13 protein-coding genes and 2 pseudogenes are annotated in these 14,645 nt (G+C 39.8%); 5 read left to right on the top strand and 10 right to left on the bottom strand.

All coding sequences use genetic code 11. From position 1 onward, the window contains the following. Positions 1-835, bottom strand: a pseudogene (locus CVP04_RS04780) (adhesin); the annotation flags it as partial. Positions 836-1,186: 351 nt separating this feature from the next. Further along, positions 1,187-1,276: pseudogene (locus CVP04_RS12480) on the bottom strand (ESPR domain-containing protein); the annotation flags it as partial. 377 nt (positions 1,277-1,653) lie between these two features. Between CVP04_RS12480 and pntA the strand changes: the two are divergent. From pntA to CVP04_RS04765, 3 genes are all read left to right on the top strand, one after another. Next, complete coding sequence (pntA, locus tag CVP04_RS04775; protein ID WP_100296381.1) at positions 1,654-3,186, top strand: Re/Si-specific NAD(P)(+) transhydrogenase subunit alpha; 1,533 nt, start codon at positions 1,654-1,656, stop codon at positions 3,184-3,186. An 11-nt stretch (positions 3,187-3,197) separates the two neighbouring features. Next, positions 3,198-4,658, top strand: coding sequence for a Re/Si-specific NAD(P)(+) transhydrogenase subunit beta (gene pntB, locus CVP04_RS04770; protein ID WP_100296380.1), 1,461 nt, complete (start codon positions 3,198-3,200; stop codon positions 4,656-4,658). A gap of 201 nt (positions 4,659-4,859) precedes the next feature. Further along, positions 4,860-6,149, top strand: a complete 1,290-nt coding sequence (locus CVP04_RS04765) for an ATP-binding protein (protein WP_100296379.1) — start codon at positions 4,860-4,862, stop codon at positions 6,147-6,149. A gap of 77 nt (positions 6,150-6,226) precedes the next feature. Here the strand turns inward: CVP04_RS04765 and CVP04_RS04760 are convergent, their stop codons facing one another. The 3 genes from CVP04_RS04760 to CVP04_RS04750 all read right to left on the bottom strand — a co-directional run bounded on the left by CVP04_RS04760 (position 6,227) and on the right by CVP04_RS04750 (position 9,564). After that, positions 6,227-7,060 (bottom strand): IS3 family transposase, encoded by an 834-nt coding sequence (locus CVP04_RS04760; RefSeq protein ID WP_243385096.1) that lies wholly within the window; start codon positions 7,058-7,060, stop codon positions 6,227-6,229. Beyond that, positions 7,045-7,404 (bottom strand): helix-turn-helix domain-containing protein, encoded by a 360-nt coding sequence (locus tag CVP04_RS04755; RefSeq protein WP_100296377.1) that lies wholly within the window; start codon positions 7,402-7,404, stop codon positions 7,045-7,047. The genes CVP04_RS04760 and CVP04_RS04755 overlap by 16 nt, the downstream gene beginning before the upstream one ends. A 99-nt stretch (positions 7,405-7,503) precedes the next feature. Beyond that, positions 7,504-9,564, bottom strand: coding sequence for an ATP-binding protein (locus CVP04_RS04750; RefSeq protein WP_100296376.1), 2,061 nt, complete (start codon positions 9,562-9,564; stop codon positions 7,504-7,506). Positions 9,565-9,834: 270 nt separating this feature from the next. On the opposite strand from CVP04_RS04750, the gene CVP04_RS04745 reads away from it, so the two are divergent. Beyond that, a complete protein-coding gene (locus CVP04_RS04745; protein WP_100296375.1) occupies positions 9,835-10,212 on the top strand; it encodes a type II toxin-antitoxin system RelE/ParE family toxin in 378 nt (125 codons plus the stop codon). After that, complete coding sequence (locus CVP04_RS04740; protein WP_100296374.1) at positions 10,202-10,513, top strand: helix-turn-helix domain-containing protein; 312 nt, start codon at positions 10,202-10,204, stop codon at positions 10,511-10,513. Before CVP04_RS04745 ends, CVP04_RS04740 begins: the two co-directional genes overlap by 11 nt. On the opposite strand, the gene CVP04_RS04735 is transcribed toward CVP04_RS04740, so the two are convergent. From CVP04_RS04735 to CVP04_RS04715, 5 genes are all read right to left on the bottom strand, one after another. Further along, positions 10,510-10,866: an FtsZ/tubulin family protein gene (locus tag CVP04_RS04735; RefSeq protein ID WP_100296373.1), complete on the bottom strand. Its 357-nt coding sequence runs from the start codon at positions 10,864-10,866 to the stop codon at positions 10,510-10,512. The genes CVP04_RS04740 and CVP04_RS04735 overlap by 4 nt on opposite strands. A gap of 101 nt (positions 10,867-10,967) precedes the next feature. Continuing rightward, the gene (locus tag CVP04_RS04730; RefSeq protein ID WP_100296372.1) at positions 10,968-11,768 is read right to left on the bottom strand and encodes a hypothetical protein; all 801 of its coding nucleotides are present in this window, start codon (positions 11,766-11,768) and stop codon (positions 10,968-10,970) included. A gap of 268 nt (positions 11,769-12,036) precedes the next feature. Beyond that, positions 12,037-12,756: a Sir2 family NAD+-dependent deacetylase gene (gene cobB, locus CVP04_RS04725; protein WP_100296371.1), complete on the bottom strand. Its 720-nt coding sequence runs from the start codon at positions 12,754-12,756 to the stop codon at positions 12,037-12,039. 99 nt (positions 12,757-12,855) lie between these two features. After that, entirely contained in the window at positions 12,856-14,073 is a 1,218-nt protein-coding gene (locus CVP04_RS04720) for a PD-(D/E)XK nuclease family protein (protein ID WP_100296370.1), read from the bottom strand. 26 nt (positions 14,074-14,099) lie between these two features. Further along, complete coding sequence (locus tag CVP04_RS04715; RefSeq protein ID WP_100296369.1) at positions 14,100-14,600, bottom strand: opioid growth factor receptor-related protein; 501 nt, start codon at positions 14,598-14,600, stop codon at positions 14,100-14,102. Positions 14,601-14,645 lie beyond the last annotated feature (45 nt).

Here is a 14,645-nt window from a genome sequence, read left to right as displayed (position 1 = left end):
TTGCCGCGGTAGCGGAAGAGGCTGCGGAAGTTGCCGAGTTGCTCGCTGCCGTTGCGGAGCTACTTGCTGCAGTCGCGGAAGATGCAGCGGAAGTTGCTGAGTTGCTGGCTGCCGTTGCAGAACTGCTTGCCGCGGTAGCGGAAGACGCAGCGGAAGTTGCCGAGTTGCTCGCTGCCGTTGCGGAGCTACTTGCTGCAGTCGCGGAAGAGGCAGCAGAAGTTGCCGAGTTGCTCGCTGCTGTTGCAGATGAAGCGGCGGAGCTTGCGGAATTGCTTGCAGAGGTCGCAGAAGATGCGGCGGAACTTGCTGCTGCGATCGCCGAACTTGCTGCAGTTTCAATTTTTGCTAAATTTGCAGTGACGGTTGAGGCGGCAGCTGTGGCAGTTGATGCCGCCGAGTTTGCCGTGCTGACAGCTGTTTTAGCGTCGGAAGCTGCTACTATTGCTGTTGATAACGCTTCTTTCGCCACTGTTGCGACAGCATATAATTGGCTACCGTTAATTGCGTCGGTTGATGCTGCTGAAATGAGACCTGCCGAAACGTATTGAAGCTGGCGTGTAATCGTTGAGTTACCGATAGAAACGACCGCACTTGAGCCTGTTCCTACATAAGTAATTGTTTGTGCGCCGGTTGAGTTGGTATAGGTTAATTTTTTAGCGTCATTTCCGGTGTTAGCTGCCGTAGTAACTGATTCAATACCGATTGCAACAGAATTTTCAATACTTGCTTCAGCTCTAGTGCCAAGTGCTGAGGTACCGTTCGCAGTCGCGTTAGCTTGCGAACCATATGCAACAGAGTCAACTCCGGTAGCTTTTGTATCCCAACCGATAGCCACAGCTAGATTTTTAGTCGCTATAGAGCTTGCGCCGATAGCGATTGCACCGGGGGCTGAAGCCGTTGCTGGATTAACAGCATTATTTCCTTTACCACCACCGCTACCAATCGCGATAGCATTCGTATCGCCTGTAGCAATACCTCCGGCGATAGACGTACCTTGAGTTGAACTGGCAGTAATAGTGGTTCGTGTACCTTGAATTGCGTCTGCATTAAATGCAGTGAGTATAGTGAATGCGCCAAGTACTGCGGTTGCAGCGGTTTTAGTATTTGGGCTTAATGAATATGAAGAAATATGGGTAGGTTGTTCTTTATTATTATCATCGGAATCGGATAATAATGTTGAATAGCTAGACGACTTGACTCTTCCTTTACTTAACTCAGAGACAGCGATCCATATTTGGAGAGTTTCGTTCCAAATGACGCGGAATATTTTATTCATTATGAGGTTACCTTTAGGTTGTTGTTAAAACTAATCTTTTTGAAGTTAATTTAATTTGCATTAAGTCAATACTCTAATTATTCAGACGTGTATTCTTTTTTATTTGATATTATTTGTCAAGTTTTTTTGAATTTTTTAGCGAAAATAGTTTTATTGTTATAACTATTTGACGGTAGGTTCTCGGTAGGAAATTGACTTATTCTGTCAGTGATCGGAGACAGAAGTAAAAAATTTAGATTTTTTTGTTATAAAAGGTTTTTAAATTCTGTTTATTTAATGGTAGAGTTAGGGAAGTTTGACTTTTTTGTCATATTGATGGAGTGAGTGGCGCAATCGTTTACTCATAATTTGTAATCAACCAATTTGAAGGAAACATTATGTTAATTGGTGTACCTAGAGAACTGCTTGATAATGAACGTCGCGTGGCGGCAACGCCGAAGAGTGTTCAGCAAATTTTAAAACTCGGATTTGACGTTATTGTGGAACACGATGCGGGTTTTAGAGCGAGTTTTGAAGATCAAGCATTTGTTGCGGTGGGCGCGAAAGTCGGTTCCGCTCAAGACGTTTGGAATTCGGACATTATTTTTAAAGTTAATGCCCCGACTGATGCGGAAATTGCGTTAATTAAAACGGGCGCAACCTTGGTCAGCTTTATTTGGCCTGCGCAAAATCCAGATTTAATGGCGAAATTGTCGGCGAAAAACATTAATGTATTGGCAATGGACGCCGTGCCGCGTATCTCGCGCGCGCAATCTTTGGATGCGTTAAGTTCGATGGCGAATATTTCGGGCTATCGTGCCGTTGTTGAAGCTGCGCACGAATTCGGCAGTTTCTTCACCGGACAAATTACCGCGGCAGGTAAAGTACCGCCGGCGAAAGTGTTGGTTATCGGCGCGGGTGTTGCCGGTCTTGCGGCAATCGGTGCGGCAAATAGCTTGGGTGCGATCGTTCGTGCATTCGACTCCCGTCCGGAAGTAAAAGAGCAAGTCAAATCAATGGGTGCGGACTTCCTTGAGATCGATTTCAAAGAAGAAGGCGGCAGCGGCGACGGCTATGCGAAAGTAATGTCGGAAGAATTTAACCGTCGTGCGATGGCGCTTTATGCGGAACAAGCCAAAGAAGTGGATATTATTATCACCACGGCGGCGATTCCGGGCAAACCGGCTCCGCGTTTGATCACCAAAGAAATGGTTGATTCGATGAAACCGGGTAGCATTGTGGTGGACTTGGCGGCGGCGACCGGCGGTAACTGCGATTATACGCAAGCCGGCAAAGTGGTCACTACCGATAATCAAGTGAAAGTGATCGGTTATACCGATTTCCCAAGTCGTTTACCGACGCAATCTTCTCAACTTTACGGCACGAACTTAGTCAATTTATTAAAATTACTTTGTAAAGAAAAAGACGGCAATATCGATATCGATTTTGAAGATGTCGTATTGCGCGGCGTAACCGTCATTCGTAACGGCGAAGTGACTTGGCCGGCGCCACCGATTCAAGTTTCCGCACAACCGCAACAAAAAGCAGCGGCAAAACCGGCGGAGAAAAAAGAAGAAAAACCGGCGGATCCTCGCATTAAATACGGCGTAATGGCTGCGGCGGGTGCGGCGTTCCTTTGGCTAGGTTCCGTAATGCCGGCGGCATTCTTATCTCACTTCACCGTTTTCGTGTTAGCCTGCGTTGTGGGTTATTACGTCGTTTGGAACGTAAGCCACGCGTTGCATACGCCGTTAATGGCGGTGACCAATGCGATCTCCGGTATCATTATCGTGGGCGCGTTGTTGCAAATTTCTCAGGGTAGCTTCTTCGTCAGTTTGTTATCCTTTGTCGCAATTTTAGTAGCAAGCATCAATATTTTCGGTGGTTTCAAAGTCACCCAACGTATGCTTGCGATGTTTAGAAAAGGTTAAGGAGAGAAGCAATGTCCGAAGGTTTAGTACAGGCTGCATATATTGTAGCGGCATTACTTTTTATTATGAGCTTGGCAGGTCTTTCTAAACACGAAACTGCTAAAGCGGGATGTTGGTTCGGGATTGTCGGTATGGCGATCGCGTTGGTCGCAACGATTTTCGGCCCACATTCCGAAGGAACGTTATGGATCATTATCGCAATGATCATCGGTGCAGCGATCGGTATTCATCGCGCATTAAAAGTCGAAATGACCGAAATGCCGGAATTGGTGGCGATCTTACACAGCTTCGTAGGTCTTGCTGCGGTGTTGGTCGGTTTCAACAGTTTCGGGTTACATAGCGAAGCACAATTTGTTGTGCCGGAAGGCGTGGAATATGTTACCGAAGCGGCAAAAGCGCTATTAGCACAACAAAAAGCGGATTTCGCTGCGGAACAAGCGGTATTAGCGAATATTCATAACGTTGAAGTATTCTTAGGGATCTTTATCGGTGCGGTAACCTTTACCGGTTCCGTTGTGGCATTCGGTAAATTACGCGGTATCATTAATTCCAAAGCCTTAATGTTACCTCATCGCCATAAATTGAATTTAGCGGCGTTAGTAGTTTCCGCATTATTAATGGTCGCATTCTTAAAAGCACCGCATAATATCTTCCCTGTCTTATTAATGACCGCTATCGCATTGGCGTTCGGTTGGCACTTGGTTGCTTCAATCGGTGGTGCGGATATGCCGGTTGTGGTATCTATGTTGAACTCTTATTCCGGTTGGGCGGCTGCGGCGGCAGGCTTTATGTTGAATAACGACTTGCTGATCGTCACCGGCGCATTAGTGGGTTCTTCCGGTGCAATCCTTTCTTACATTATGTGTAAAGCGATGAACCGTTCGTTTATCAGCGTAATTGCCGGCGGTTTCGGTAACGACGTGGTGGCAAGTTCAGACGAAGAACAAGGTGAACACCGTGAAACCACTGCGGAAGAAGTGGCGGAAATGTTGAAAAACGCAAGCTCCGTTATCATCACTCCGGGATATGGTATGGCAGTGGCACAAGCGCAATATCCTGTGGCGGAAATTACACAAAAATTGCGCGAACGCGGCGTGAACGTTCGTTTCGGTATTCACCCTGTTGCCGGACGTTTGCCGGGTCATATGAACGTATTATTAGCGGAAGCGAAAGTGCCTTATGACGTCGTGCTTGAAATGGATGAAATCAACGAAGATTTTCCGGATACCGATGTGGTCTTAGTTATCGGCGCAAACGACACCGTAAACCCAGCCGCAATGGACGATCCGAACAGCCCGATTGCCGGAATGCCGGTATTGGAAGTGTGGAAAGCGGCGAATGTTGTGGTATTTAAACGCTCAATGGCGGTCGGTTACGCCGGCGTTCAAAATCCGCTATTCTTCAAAGAAAACACCCAAATGCTATTCGGTGACGCGAAAGAAAGAGTGGATGACATTTTAAAAGCACTTTAATTTTCAACACAAAAAATAATTAAAATTTATACCGCACTTTAAGAGAAGTGCGGTATTTTTTTGCTGATTTTTATTTTCCTTTGAAAAAATGTGGTTTGGTTACATTTTTCCTTTGAAAAAGTGTGGTTGATTTACATTTTTTCCTTTGAAAAAGTGTATTGGGTTGTTTAGAATAACGTAAAAAGCAAAGCAGGATTAGATATGCAGCGTTTTATTCTAGATAAATTAATTCAATGGAAAAATAAACTCAATCGTAAGCCTTTGATTATTCAAGGAGCTAGACAAGTCGGTAAAACTTGGGCGATGAAACATTTTGGCGAACAATGTTTTGAACAAACGGCTTATATCAATTTTGACAATAATCCGAGAATGAAAACACTGTTTTCCGGCGATTATAATATTGAACGTTTGATTTTGGGACTGAAAATCGAAAGCGGTGTGGATATTCAAGTGGAAAATACCTTGTTAATTTTTGATGAAATTCAAGAAGTACCGCAGGCGTTATCTTCACTCAAATATTTTTACGAAAATGCACCGCACTTTTGCATTGTCAGTGCAGGATCTTTGCTCGGCGTTTCTTTGCATCGACAGGTTTCATTTCCTGTAGGGAAAGTGGATTTTTTGCCGATGTATCCGATGAGTTTCGGGGAATTTTTATTGGCGACGGGAAATTCGAATTTATTGGATTTGTTGAAATTACAAGATTGGCAACTCATCACTGCGATGAAATCCCGTTATATCGAATTGTTGCGTCAATATTATTTTGTCGGCGGTATGCCGGAAGCGGTAAAGATTTTTGTGGAAACACAAAATCTCTTAGCGGTTCGGGAAGTGCAAAATCACCTTTTAATGGCATACGAACAAGATTTTTCCAAGCATATTCCCGATAATCATACCGTGCAAAAAGTACGCGCATTATGGAATGCGATTCCCGCTCAATTAGCAAAAGAAAATAAAAAATTTGTGTATGCAAATTTACAAAAAGGTGCGCGTTCCAAAGATTATGAAATTGCCTTGCAATGGCTTAAAGACAGCGGGTTAGTACAAATTGTACCGCGCATTAAAAAATCGCATTTGCCGTTGAATGCCTATCAAGACGGTGCGTTTAAGCTATTCGGTTTAGATGTGGGATTGCTTTCGGCGCAAAGTTATCTCGACGAATCCGTTTTTTTAGAAGGAAATCGCTTATTTACCGAATTTAAAGGGGCATTAACCGAGCAATATGTTTTGCAACAACTCATTGCCAATCAAGAAAATCCGCTGTTTTATTGGGCGACGGAAAAAGGCACGGCAGAAGTGGATTTTGTTCTACAGCAAGGGCAATATGTCGTTCCGATCGAGGTAAAAGCGGAAGAAAATTTGAAGTCTAAAAGCTTGAAAGTTTATGTAGAACAATTTGAACCGCAAAAGGCACGCCGTTTTTCTATGGCGGATTATCGAGAGCAGGATTGGCTGGTGAATGTGCCTTTATATGGCGTACAAAATCTGTAAAAATAAAGTTTAATGCACCATTATTTTCAAAAAAAACACCGCACTTTGATCTGCTCCCCAAAACTTGGACAGATAATTTAACTTAAATATTGAGCTCTGTAATTTGCAGGGCTCAAATTTTTTAAGCTTAATTTTATTCGTTCTTCATTGTAATAACGAATGTAATTATGAAGTGTTTGTTCCAGTTCGGCAATATTAGCAAACTGTTTAGTGTAAAAACATTCTGATTTTAATACACTGAAAAAACTTTCGATGACCGCATTATCATAACAATTTCCGCGGCGACTCATACTTTGCATCGCATAAGGCGAACCATCTTCTCTAATCAACAGCTCTCGCCAACGCGTAAGCCCGTAAAGCACGCCTTGAGCACTGTGAATTATCGGCAAATCATCCGGCTTTAACTGTTTTAATGTCTTCTTCAACATCTTGCTCACAAGCGCAAAAGATGGACGCTTACCTATTTCATAGGCAATAATTTCCCGATTCGCCAAATCCATCATCGGGGATAAATACAACTTTTCATTGCCCACTCGGAATTCAGTGACGTCAGTCACTAATTTTTGTTTCAGTTTGTTCGCCGTAAAATCACGTTCCAATAAATTAGGTGCAATATGACTTGTTTTTCCCCATTTTCGCCGACGTTTGGCTTTTACACTAGATTGAATACCCAATGCCTGCATATGTGACAGCACCGTTTTACTGCTTAAGAAAATTCCTCGTTCACGCAGTTTTACGCGCAATATACGATACCCGTCACGTCTGTCATTAGCCTCATAAATACGCCGTATCTGTTGCCGAATGACGGTTTTATCTTTTGCCGTTGTTTTATAGTAATAAGTTGAACGGGATAAGCAGAGAATTTGTAATAATAAGGGCAATTTATGTTTATCTTTCAATGCGTTGACGATTTGTCTTTTTTCCGCTTGGCTTTTTCCTTGTCCAACTCCTTGAGCTTTTTTAGCACATCATTCTCCGCTTCAAGATATTCGATGCGTTTTAAAAGCGCTTTAATATCAGTCGGGTCTTTGATTTTTTCTGCACCGTCATATTTTTTCATTTGTCGTGGGGTTCTCTTGTTGGGTTGGCGAATAAGCCCTGTTTTACCCTGTTTTTTAAATCTTTGCAACCAGTCGACGATGACAGAATGGTTTGGTATATGATACTGTTGCGCTGCTTCTCGTACACCGAGTTGGTCATTCAAGACCTGTTTAACGATATTTAATTTAAACTCGAATGAATAATGTTTACCCATAAAAATCTGCACCTTAATCTGTTGGTTAATTTGTCCAACTTTTGGGGTGCAGATCACTTTGTGATATGGCTTTTAAAGTGCGGTGGTTTTTTCTAAATTTTATACAAATCCAATCGTCCGTTTGTTTTCCGCTTTTTTCAACAAACATTCTTCTTCCAATGCGTCAGCCCATTCTTCAGCATTGTCAAATTCGGCGAAGCGGTGACGGCGGGCGACGGTGGCGAAATCGCCGGGCGTTAAATGATAAAGTCGGGCGATTTTTGCTTGAGTCGGTGCGTTGAGCGCGAAACCTAATTTTTCACATTGCGCTTTGGCAAGGGCTAAGCGTTGGCTTTCAGTAAGATAATCAAATTGCAATTTCAAATCGAATCGGCGCAACGATGCCGGATCCAATTCGTCTAATAAATTGGTGGAAACCACCATTAACCCGTCAAACTTTTCAATTTGTGTAAGCATTTCATTCACTTGGCTTCGTTCCCAACTGCGTTGAGCGCCTTGTCGGGTGAATAAAAAGCTGTCCACTTCATCTAAAATTAATAATTGATTATTTTCTTTCGCTTGCGCAAAGGCATTAGCGATATTTTGTTCCGTACCGCCGACATACATATCCAATAAATCCGAGCCTTGCACCACCAAAGGTTTCATTTCCAATTCTTGCGCTAACCATTTCGCCCAAGCGGTTTTGCCCGTTCCCGGTACGCCGTAGCAACAAATTCTGCCGCGTTTTGTGCGTTTTAAGCCTTCGCTGATTTTGTAAATATTGCTTTTGCAAGAAACATAATCCAAGGAATAATCTGCCTGTTTATTGTCGGAAAGCGGTGCGATTTTTTGGTATCCTTGCGCCGTTAAAGTTTGGTTAAAGACTTTAATCACTTGTTCGGCAAAATCCTGTTCGGAATGTTCCGGCAGAATTTCCGTCACAACATTCAAACCTCGATGAACGATTGCCGGCGTTAACCCTTTAACTTGCGCCAGATGCTGAACATAAGCCTCGGATAGCTTGTCGCCGGCAAGTGATTTAATCAAATTTTCCTTGTTTTTCAAAGGTAAATCCGGCATTTCAATTACCAAATCATAACGGCGCAAATAGGCGTTATCCATACAATTCACATCGTTAGAGATCCAAATCATCGGCACATCGTTATTTTCCAAAAATTGATTTACCCAAGCTTTGTGTTCTTGCGCAACGGAGCGCTCCAATAAACTACCGCCGAACACATCTTCCACTTCGTCAAAAATAATCAAGTTTTTCCCGCCGGCCAATAATTTTTGCGCCAGCTGACAATTCTCCAAACGAGTTTTACCGGAAAGTACATCGCCCTCTTTATCCATATGCGCCATCAAATAGGTTTCTAAATTTAATGCTTGTCCCAGCAATGTTGCAAATTCCGTTTTGCCGGTTCCCGGCTGTCCATAAAGCAAGATATTCACGCCTTGTTTACCGTTGCCGGTGGTTTTACGCAAATAATTTAACGCCATTTCGCGCATATCCTGAATATGATCGAAATGAGATAGACTCAAGGTTGGCGATTTTGCCGTCGTGGTGCAACGACTGAGTAACATCACTTTGGTTAAAGGTTGGCTAATAAATTCATCAAAATCTAAGGTTTCGCCCCATTGAATATAGTCATCAACATCATTAGGCGAATAACCTCGCCCGAGTAAACCATAGCAAGTTAATTTCCTGTTTTTAGAAAACACCCGCATCATTTCCGATTTTTTAACTTCTAAAAGTTCCGCCAAAATAGTCGCAATACGCGGTAAATCCATTCTTGAAAAAAAGCGGGCTAGGGCATTTATCTCTCTTTCGCAATGAAAATGCACCAAAAAGCGAAAAAAAGTTTCTTCAACATTATTGAGGTCAAGAAATGCGGTTAATTTATCAATATTTTCATAAGCAATTTGCAATTTCTCCGGAATTTCCACCGCACTTTTGATCGTTTGGAAACGCTCGGTTAATAAAGATCTGGCAATGGGTTTTAAATTGTCATTATTTTCTAATTCCATCGGTAAACCCAGCGCGTTAGCGACATCATCGTCACGCCAGTTGTTATTGCGGATAAAGGATTGGAATAAATTATGCTCAAACAACATTTTAAGCATCATTTGCTCGGCATAAAGAGAAACCGTCGGCGGATTTAATTGATATTCGGTACACATAAAACATTCCTTCTTCTGATCTCACATCAGTAATTTTATTTGGCAATACGACAAGTTATGTCGTAAACAGGTTTTGGTTTTATGGTATAAGTCGGACGTAAGAAATATGAGGATTAGTTTTGATATTTCAAGGTGGAAAATTTTTAAATTTGCGATCTTTATCGCGAAAATAGAAGTGGTTGTTTGGCAATAGGGTTACATAAGTTATATTCATTGCATCTTGACTAAGGCGAATACTCGCCGTAATATCACACTAAAGATGAGGAAAATGTGAGAATTTTAAAATCAAAATTTTTTGATAAATTTGCTCGGAAATCTCAAATCTCTGATGAAATTTTGAAAAAAACGATTGAAGACATTGAAAATGGTCTAATTGATGCAAATTTGGGAGCTGGCGTTATTAAACAACGTATTCCTAAACAAAGTCGGGGAAAATCAAAAGGATATCGGAGTATTATCATATATAAGTTTGCAACATTGAGTATTTTTGTTCACGGCTATGATAAAAAAGACCAAGCAAATATTTCATCCGATGAGCTTTTAGCGTTTAAAGCCTTAGCAGATGATATTTTCACGTTAACTCAAGAACAGCTCCAAATAGCTATTGATAACAAAATATTTATTGAGGTAACTAATAATGAAATATAAAAGCCCTGCTTTTGAAGCAGTACATTCTATTGCAAGTGATTTAAACCAATTAGGGTTGATACCGAAAAAGCGTATGCAACATTTTGATAAGTCTTGCTTAACGCCTGTTGAACCATTGTTAAGTGATCAAATTCGAGCTATTCGTGAAAAAGAAAATGTCTCTCAAACTGTCTTTGCTCATTATTTAAATGTTAGTAGTAATCTTGTTTCCGACTGGGAACGAGGCATAAAAAAACCGAGTGGCGCAGCGCTAAAATTACTTACTTTAGTTCAACATAAAGGTATTGATGCGATTGCTTAATTCACAAGTTGCAGGCTAGATGTAAATGCTTGCACCGCAATATTAGGCTCTTCTTCCGCACCGTTCTCTTGATCGCCGATATATAATCCCTTAAGAGAGGATTTTTCTAATGCGGCTTTATCTGTATTGATAAGAATATGTTGATATTGAGGAAGTGCGGTTGAAATTTCTTGCAAAATATTGGCTCCGGCACCGCCAACACCAATAAAAATAATATTAGATGTTGCAGAAATAGCTACTTTAGGCTGCGCAATTTCTTGTGTTGTCGTAGTGATTTGAGTACCGGCAGGTTGCGTTGTAGATTTAATTTTGGTGTTTTGCTTTCCGAATAAGGATAAGATTTTGTCTAACATAGTTTTCCTCTGAGTTAGGTAAATAAGTTTGTTTATGGCATTAATTGAAGAAAAAATGTAGGGACACACTGCGTGTGTCCGAGGTCGCACGCAGTGCGACTTTACATAAATCTGTTTTTTTCTAAATAAGCTAAATAAAGCTCTTTTATTGCATTATAAAATTTATCTTCTTCACTAATAACTGCCGAAAAATGGTAAGTATTAAAGAGCGGAATTTCTTTTCCATTTATCTCAATTTTATATAAATGAACGGAATCATTAGGCACTTTTGCAATAATTTCCGCTTTTCCTAATGTTTCAGGGGCAAAATTTGCAATAACAATAATATCTGGATCTAACAATTTAATTTGTTCTTCAAAGAAATTTTTATCTTTCGTATTCGAACCTTCAATAAAGCTATTGATTAATGCCCAATCCGCAGAATAGTGCCCGCTATCATTTGAATATTTAGATAAATTCATAAATGCAAAGCTAAGTTTATCTGCTTCTGTTCCAATTTCTTGAGCTAATTTATTAGAATCTAAACTATCCCATTCAGGAAATTCTTTTGTTCCTTCTGCTATTTGAAACGCTTTTGCCAATTTAATAATACGGCGATGGAAAGCTGAAGAACTTACTGATTTTTTGTCTTGGTTTTTAGGTGAATAAGCACCTTCTCGATAACGTTTCAGCATTTCTTCTGTATAAGATCCTTCCATATCTAAGGCTTCACGTCCGATAAAAAGAATTTTTTTCTTTTGCACTGTATAAAACGAATAAAATCCATCTTCCACAAATTCTTTTTCAGAAGATTCTTTCAATGTATCTTTCCATTCCCTGAAAAGGTTTTGTAGATCATCATATAATTTTGCATTTGGTTCAGCATTATAAAGATCAGAAATTGTTTTAGTGTTATTTGGCATAATTTACTCCTATATTTGTAAATAAGGTTAATGTGAAATTTTATTAGAAAGAAGTATAAAGAATTTATATGATAAATTTTATTGCATAAAAATTCAGAAATTGAATTTTATACCGATTGAGGTACATCTTGCTCCTTTTCCAAAATCCGACTTTTTGCCACTTCTACCAAAAGTTCAAATTCACGCACTATTTTAGATGGGAATGTTCTCTACCTTCCTGATGGCGCACGTTTCTAAACGTGCGCCATCAGATCTTATACCATCTTTATTAGCCAATCTCTTTCAACAGCGCCTCCACAAACTTCGGCACAATCTCCGTCGCTTTACCATAACGAGCCGATTTAAATGATGAAGCCTTTAAGCTCTTTTCAAGGTTTAATTCCATAGTTTCCGCTCCCCATTTATCAGCTTCTTGTACAAAATTTGCTGCTGGATAAACGTTGCCTGATGTACCGATGGAAATAAAATAATCACACTCGCTCAATGCTTGGTAAATACGTTCTATTTCTAATGGCATTTCGCCAAACCAGACAATATGCGGGCGGAGCTTTCTCGGCTGTTCGCAGCAGGTGCAGCGGTCGGCGTTGGTGATGTCTTTTTCCCAATCATAGACTTTGTTTGACCACACACAGCGGGCTTTAAGTAATTCACCGTGCATATGGATAATATTTTTCGATCCGGCACGTTCGTGCAAGTTATCCACATTTTGCGTCACTAATAGAAAATTTTCGCCCAATTTATCTTCTAATTTGGCAAGGGCGATATGCGCCGCATTGGGTTGAATTGTTGGGTCAAACAATTTACGGCGGCGTTCGTTGTAGAACTGTTGTACCAACTCTGGATTGCGCATAAAGCCTTCGGGCGTGGCGACATCATCAATTCGGTGATTTTCCCATAAGCCGTCAGAGGCACGGAAAGTTTGAATACCGGATTCGGCAGAAATACCGGCGCCTGTGAGTACAACGATTTTAGGTAATTTATTTCTCATTATTTGTCCTCTTTGTTAATTTCTTATAACAGGTTTTAGCTTGAGATTATAAGTCGGGAATATAGAAAAACTCTGCTCTCAACCGAGAGCAGAGCAGTATTAGAAATTTAATTGCTCAATATTATCTTCGGCAATTTGAGCAAAAGGTTCTAATAATTCGAAGATTTGTTTGGCGAGTGTTCCGTCTAAGACACCTTGCCAAGTTTCTGCATTCCAATTTCGTAAATTGTGATCGCAATATTTCCATTTAAGCCAATTTGCTTCTTGTTTAAAGCCGGTTTCTTGCGGATTAAACTTTTCTGATAATAGTTCGTAATTTTTAGATTCAATTCGTTTTTTATGAGCCCAAACACCAAAATAACTTTTTTTAAAGAACGGCTCACCAAATTCAATTCCGACTCCCCAAGTCGTTTTATCTGGTTTATTTTCATAAGTATCATAGAAAAAGCCAAAATAATTCTTTTTATATGAACGATTAGAATAAACTCTCCATTTTTTCTCTTTTAATTTAGGAAAATTTTTTTCAAACAACTCATTGAGTTGATTTTCTAGTTTAGTTATTAATTTCTCATAAATAAGATCTTGTTGCTCAATAATACTTATTGATGCACCTAATAGATCTTTTTCTAAAATAATTTGTTCTAATAATTTATTGCTATTTTGATCAATTCCCATAATATCCTCTCTTAAAAAGTTTTTAATATCTTCACTAAATTGCATAATTCTTGGTGCAACAATAGGTGTTTTGTCCAACCATTCGATTAAATGTTGTGCTGATAATAGTTTGGCTTGCTCACCTAAATATTTCCATTCTTCTTTAGTAATGGAGTTTTCACCGGGCATATCACCAAAAACGCTTAAATAAAGTAAACAAAATGGTACATTATATTTTTCCAGATCTTTCGCATAATCTTTCATTTGCGCCGGCTGATCGCTTGCCCAACGCAATTTATTTTCAATAGAAACAATCCATTGCCGCTTATCTTTAATCCAACCTTCGATAAAAATATCGTGTCGTCGTAGATCTTCAAATGTCGGCATTTCTGTGCGAACAATTATCTTGTCGTAAGCAAGAAATTCCGGCTTCTTAATAGATTTTAAAAAGCTGTTAAGAAATAGATCTTGCTGTCCGTGCTTTTCTTTAGGATCAAGTAAAAAAGCCAAAATCGTCGAAAGCCCGTTTTCATCAGTTTTAAGGAAATGTAACGGATTAAAATAGCCAGCATCTCGTAATTGATTTTTATCTCGTTCTATACAATAACTTTCGATAATTTTGGCAAGTTTTCTTAAGTTTGAAATAATTTGTGGATTTTGCATTTGATTTTACCTATTTGAAAGTATTGTTAATCATTTAATAAGTTTGCCCAAATTTCTAAAGTATTTTCCTGAATAATACCTTTTTCTTCTCCTAATTTTATCGCTAATTGTTGTAAGTTTTTGGCTAATTCAGGTTGGCCGCAATAATGTAAACTGCGAATAATTCTGCTGATTTTCTTACTTTCGTGACCGATATTGCGTAACCAATATGGACGAGATTGAATATCATCTTTAACTATCCAAGTATTATCTTTGAGATAAATACCAAAATAAAATAGGATCTTTTCTACTGCCAATAAGAATTTAATTTGAATTTCAGCGTTATTTTTAAAAAAATCTAATTCTTCTGCGGTAAAGTGCGGTAATTTTTTATTCCATTTTGAAAGCGTATCCACCGGAAAAAGCCAAGGAATATAAAAATATCCATCGCCGATAATAGCCGAGGGTAAGTTTAATAGATCATTTAAATCAAAACCTTCCGGTGTTTTGCGTTGTTCAAGATAGAATTCAATAATCGGGTGCGCCATTTTTTCTCCTAATCGGTTGAGGTTAAGTCGATAATAATCCTTAAA

Origin of the sequence: Caviibacterium pharyngocola (genome assembly GCF_002795405.1) — a bacterium.
Taxonomy (GTDB): Bacteria; Pseudomonadota; Gammaproteobacteria; order Enterobacterales; family Pasteurellaceae; genus Caviibacterium; species Caviibacterium pharyngocola.
This window is presented reverse-complemented; position numbering and strand designations above follow the sequence as displayed.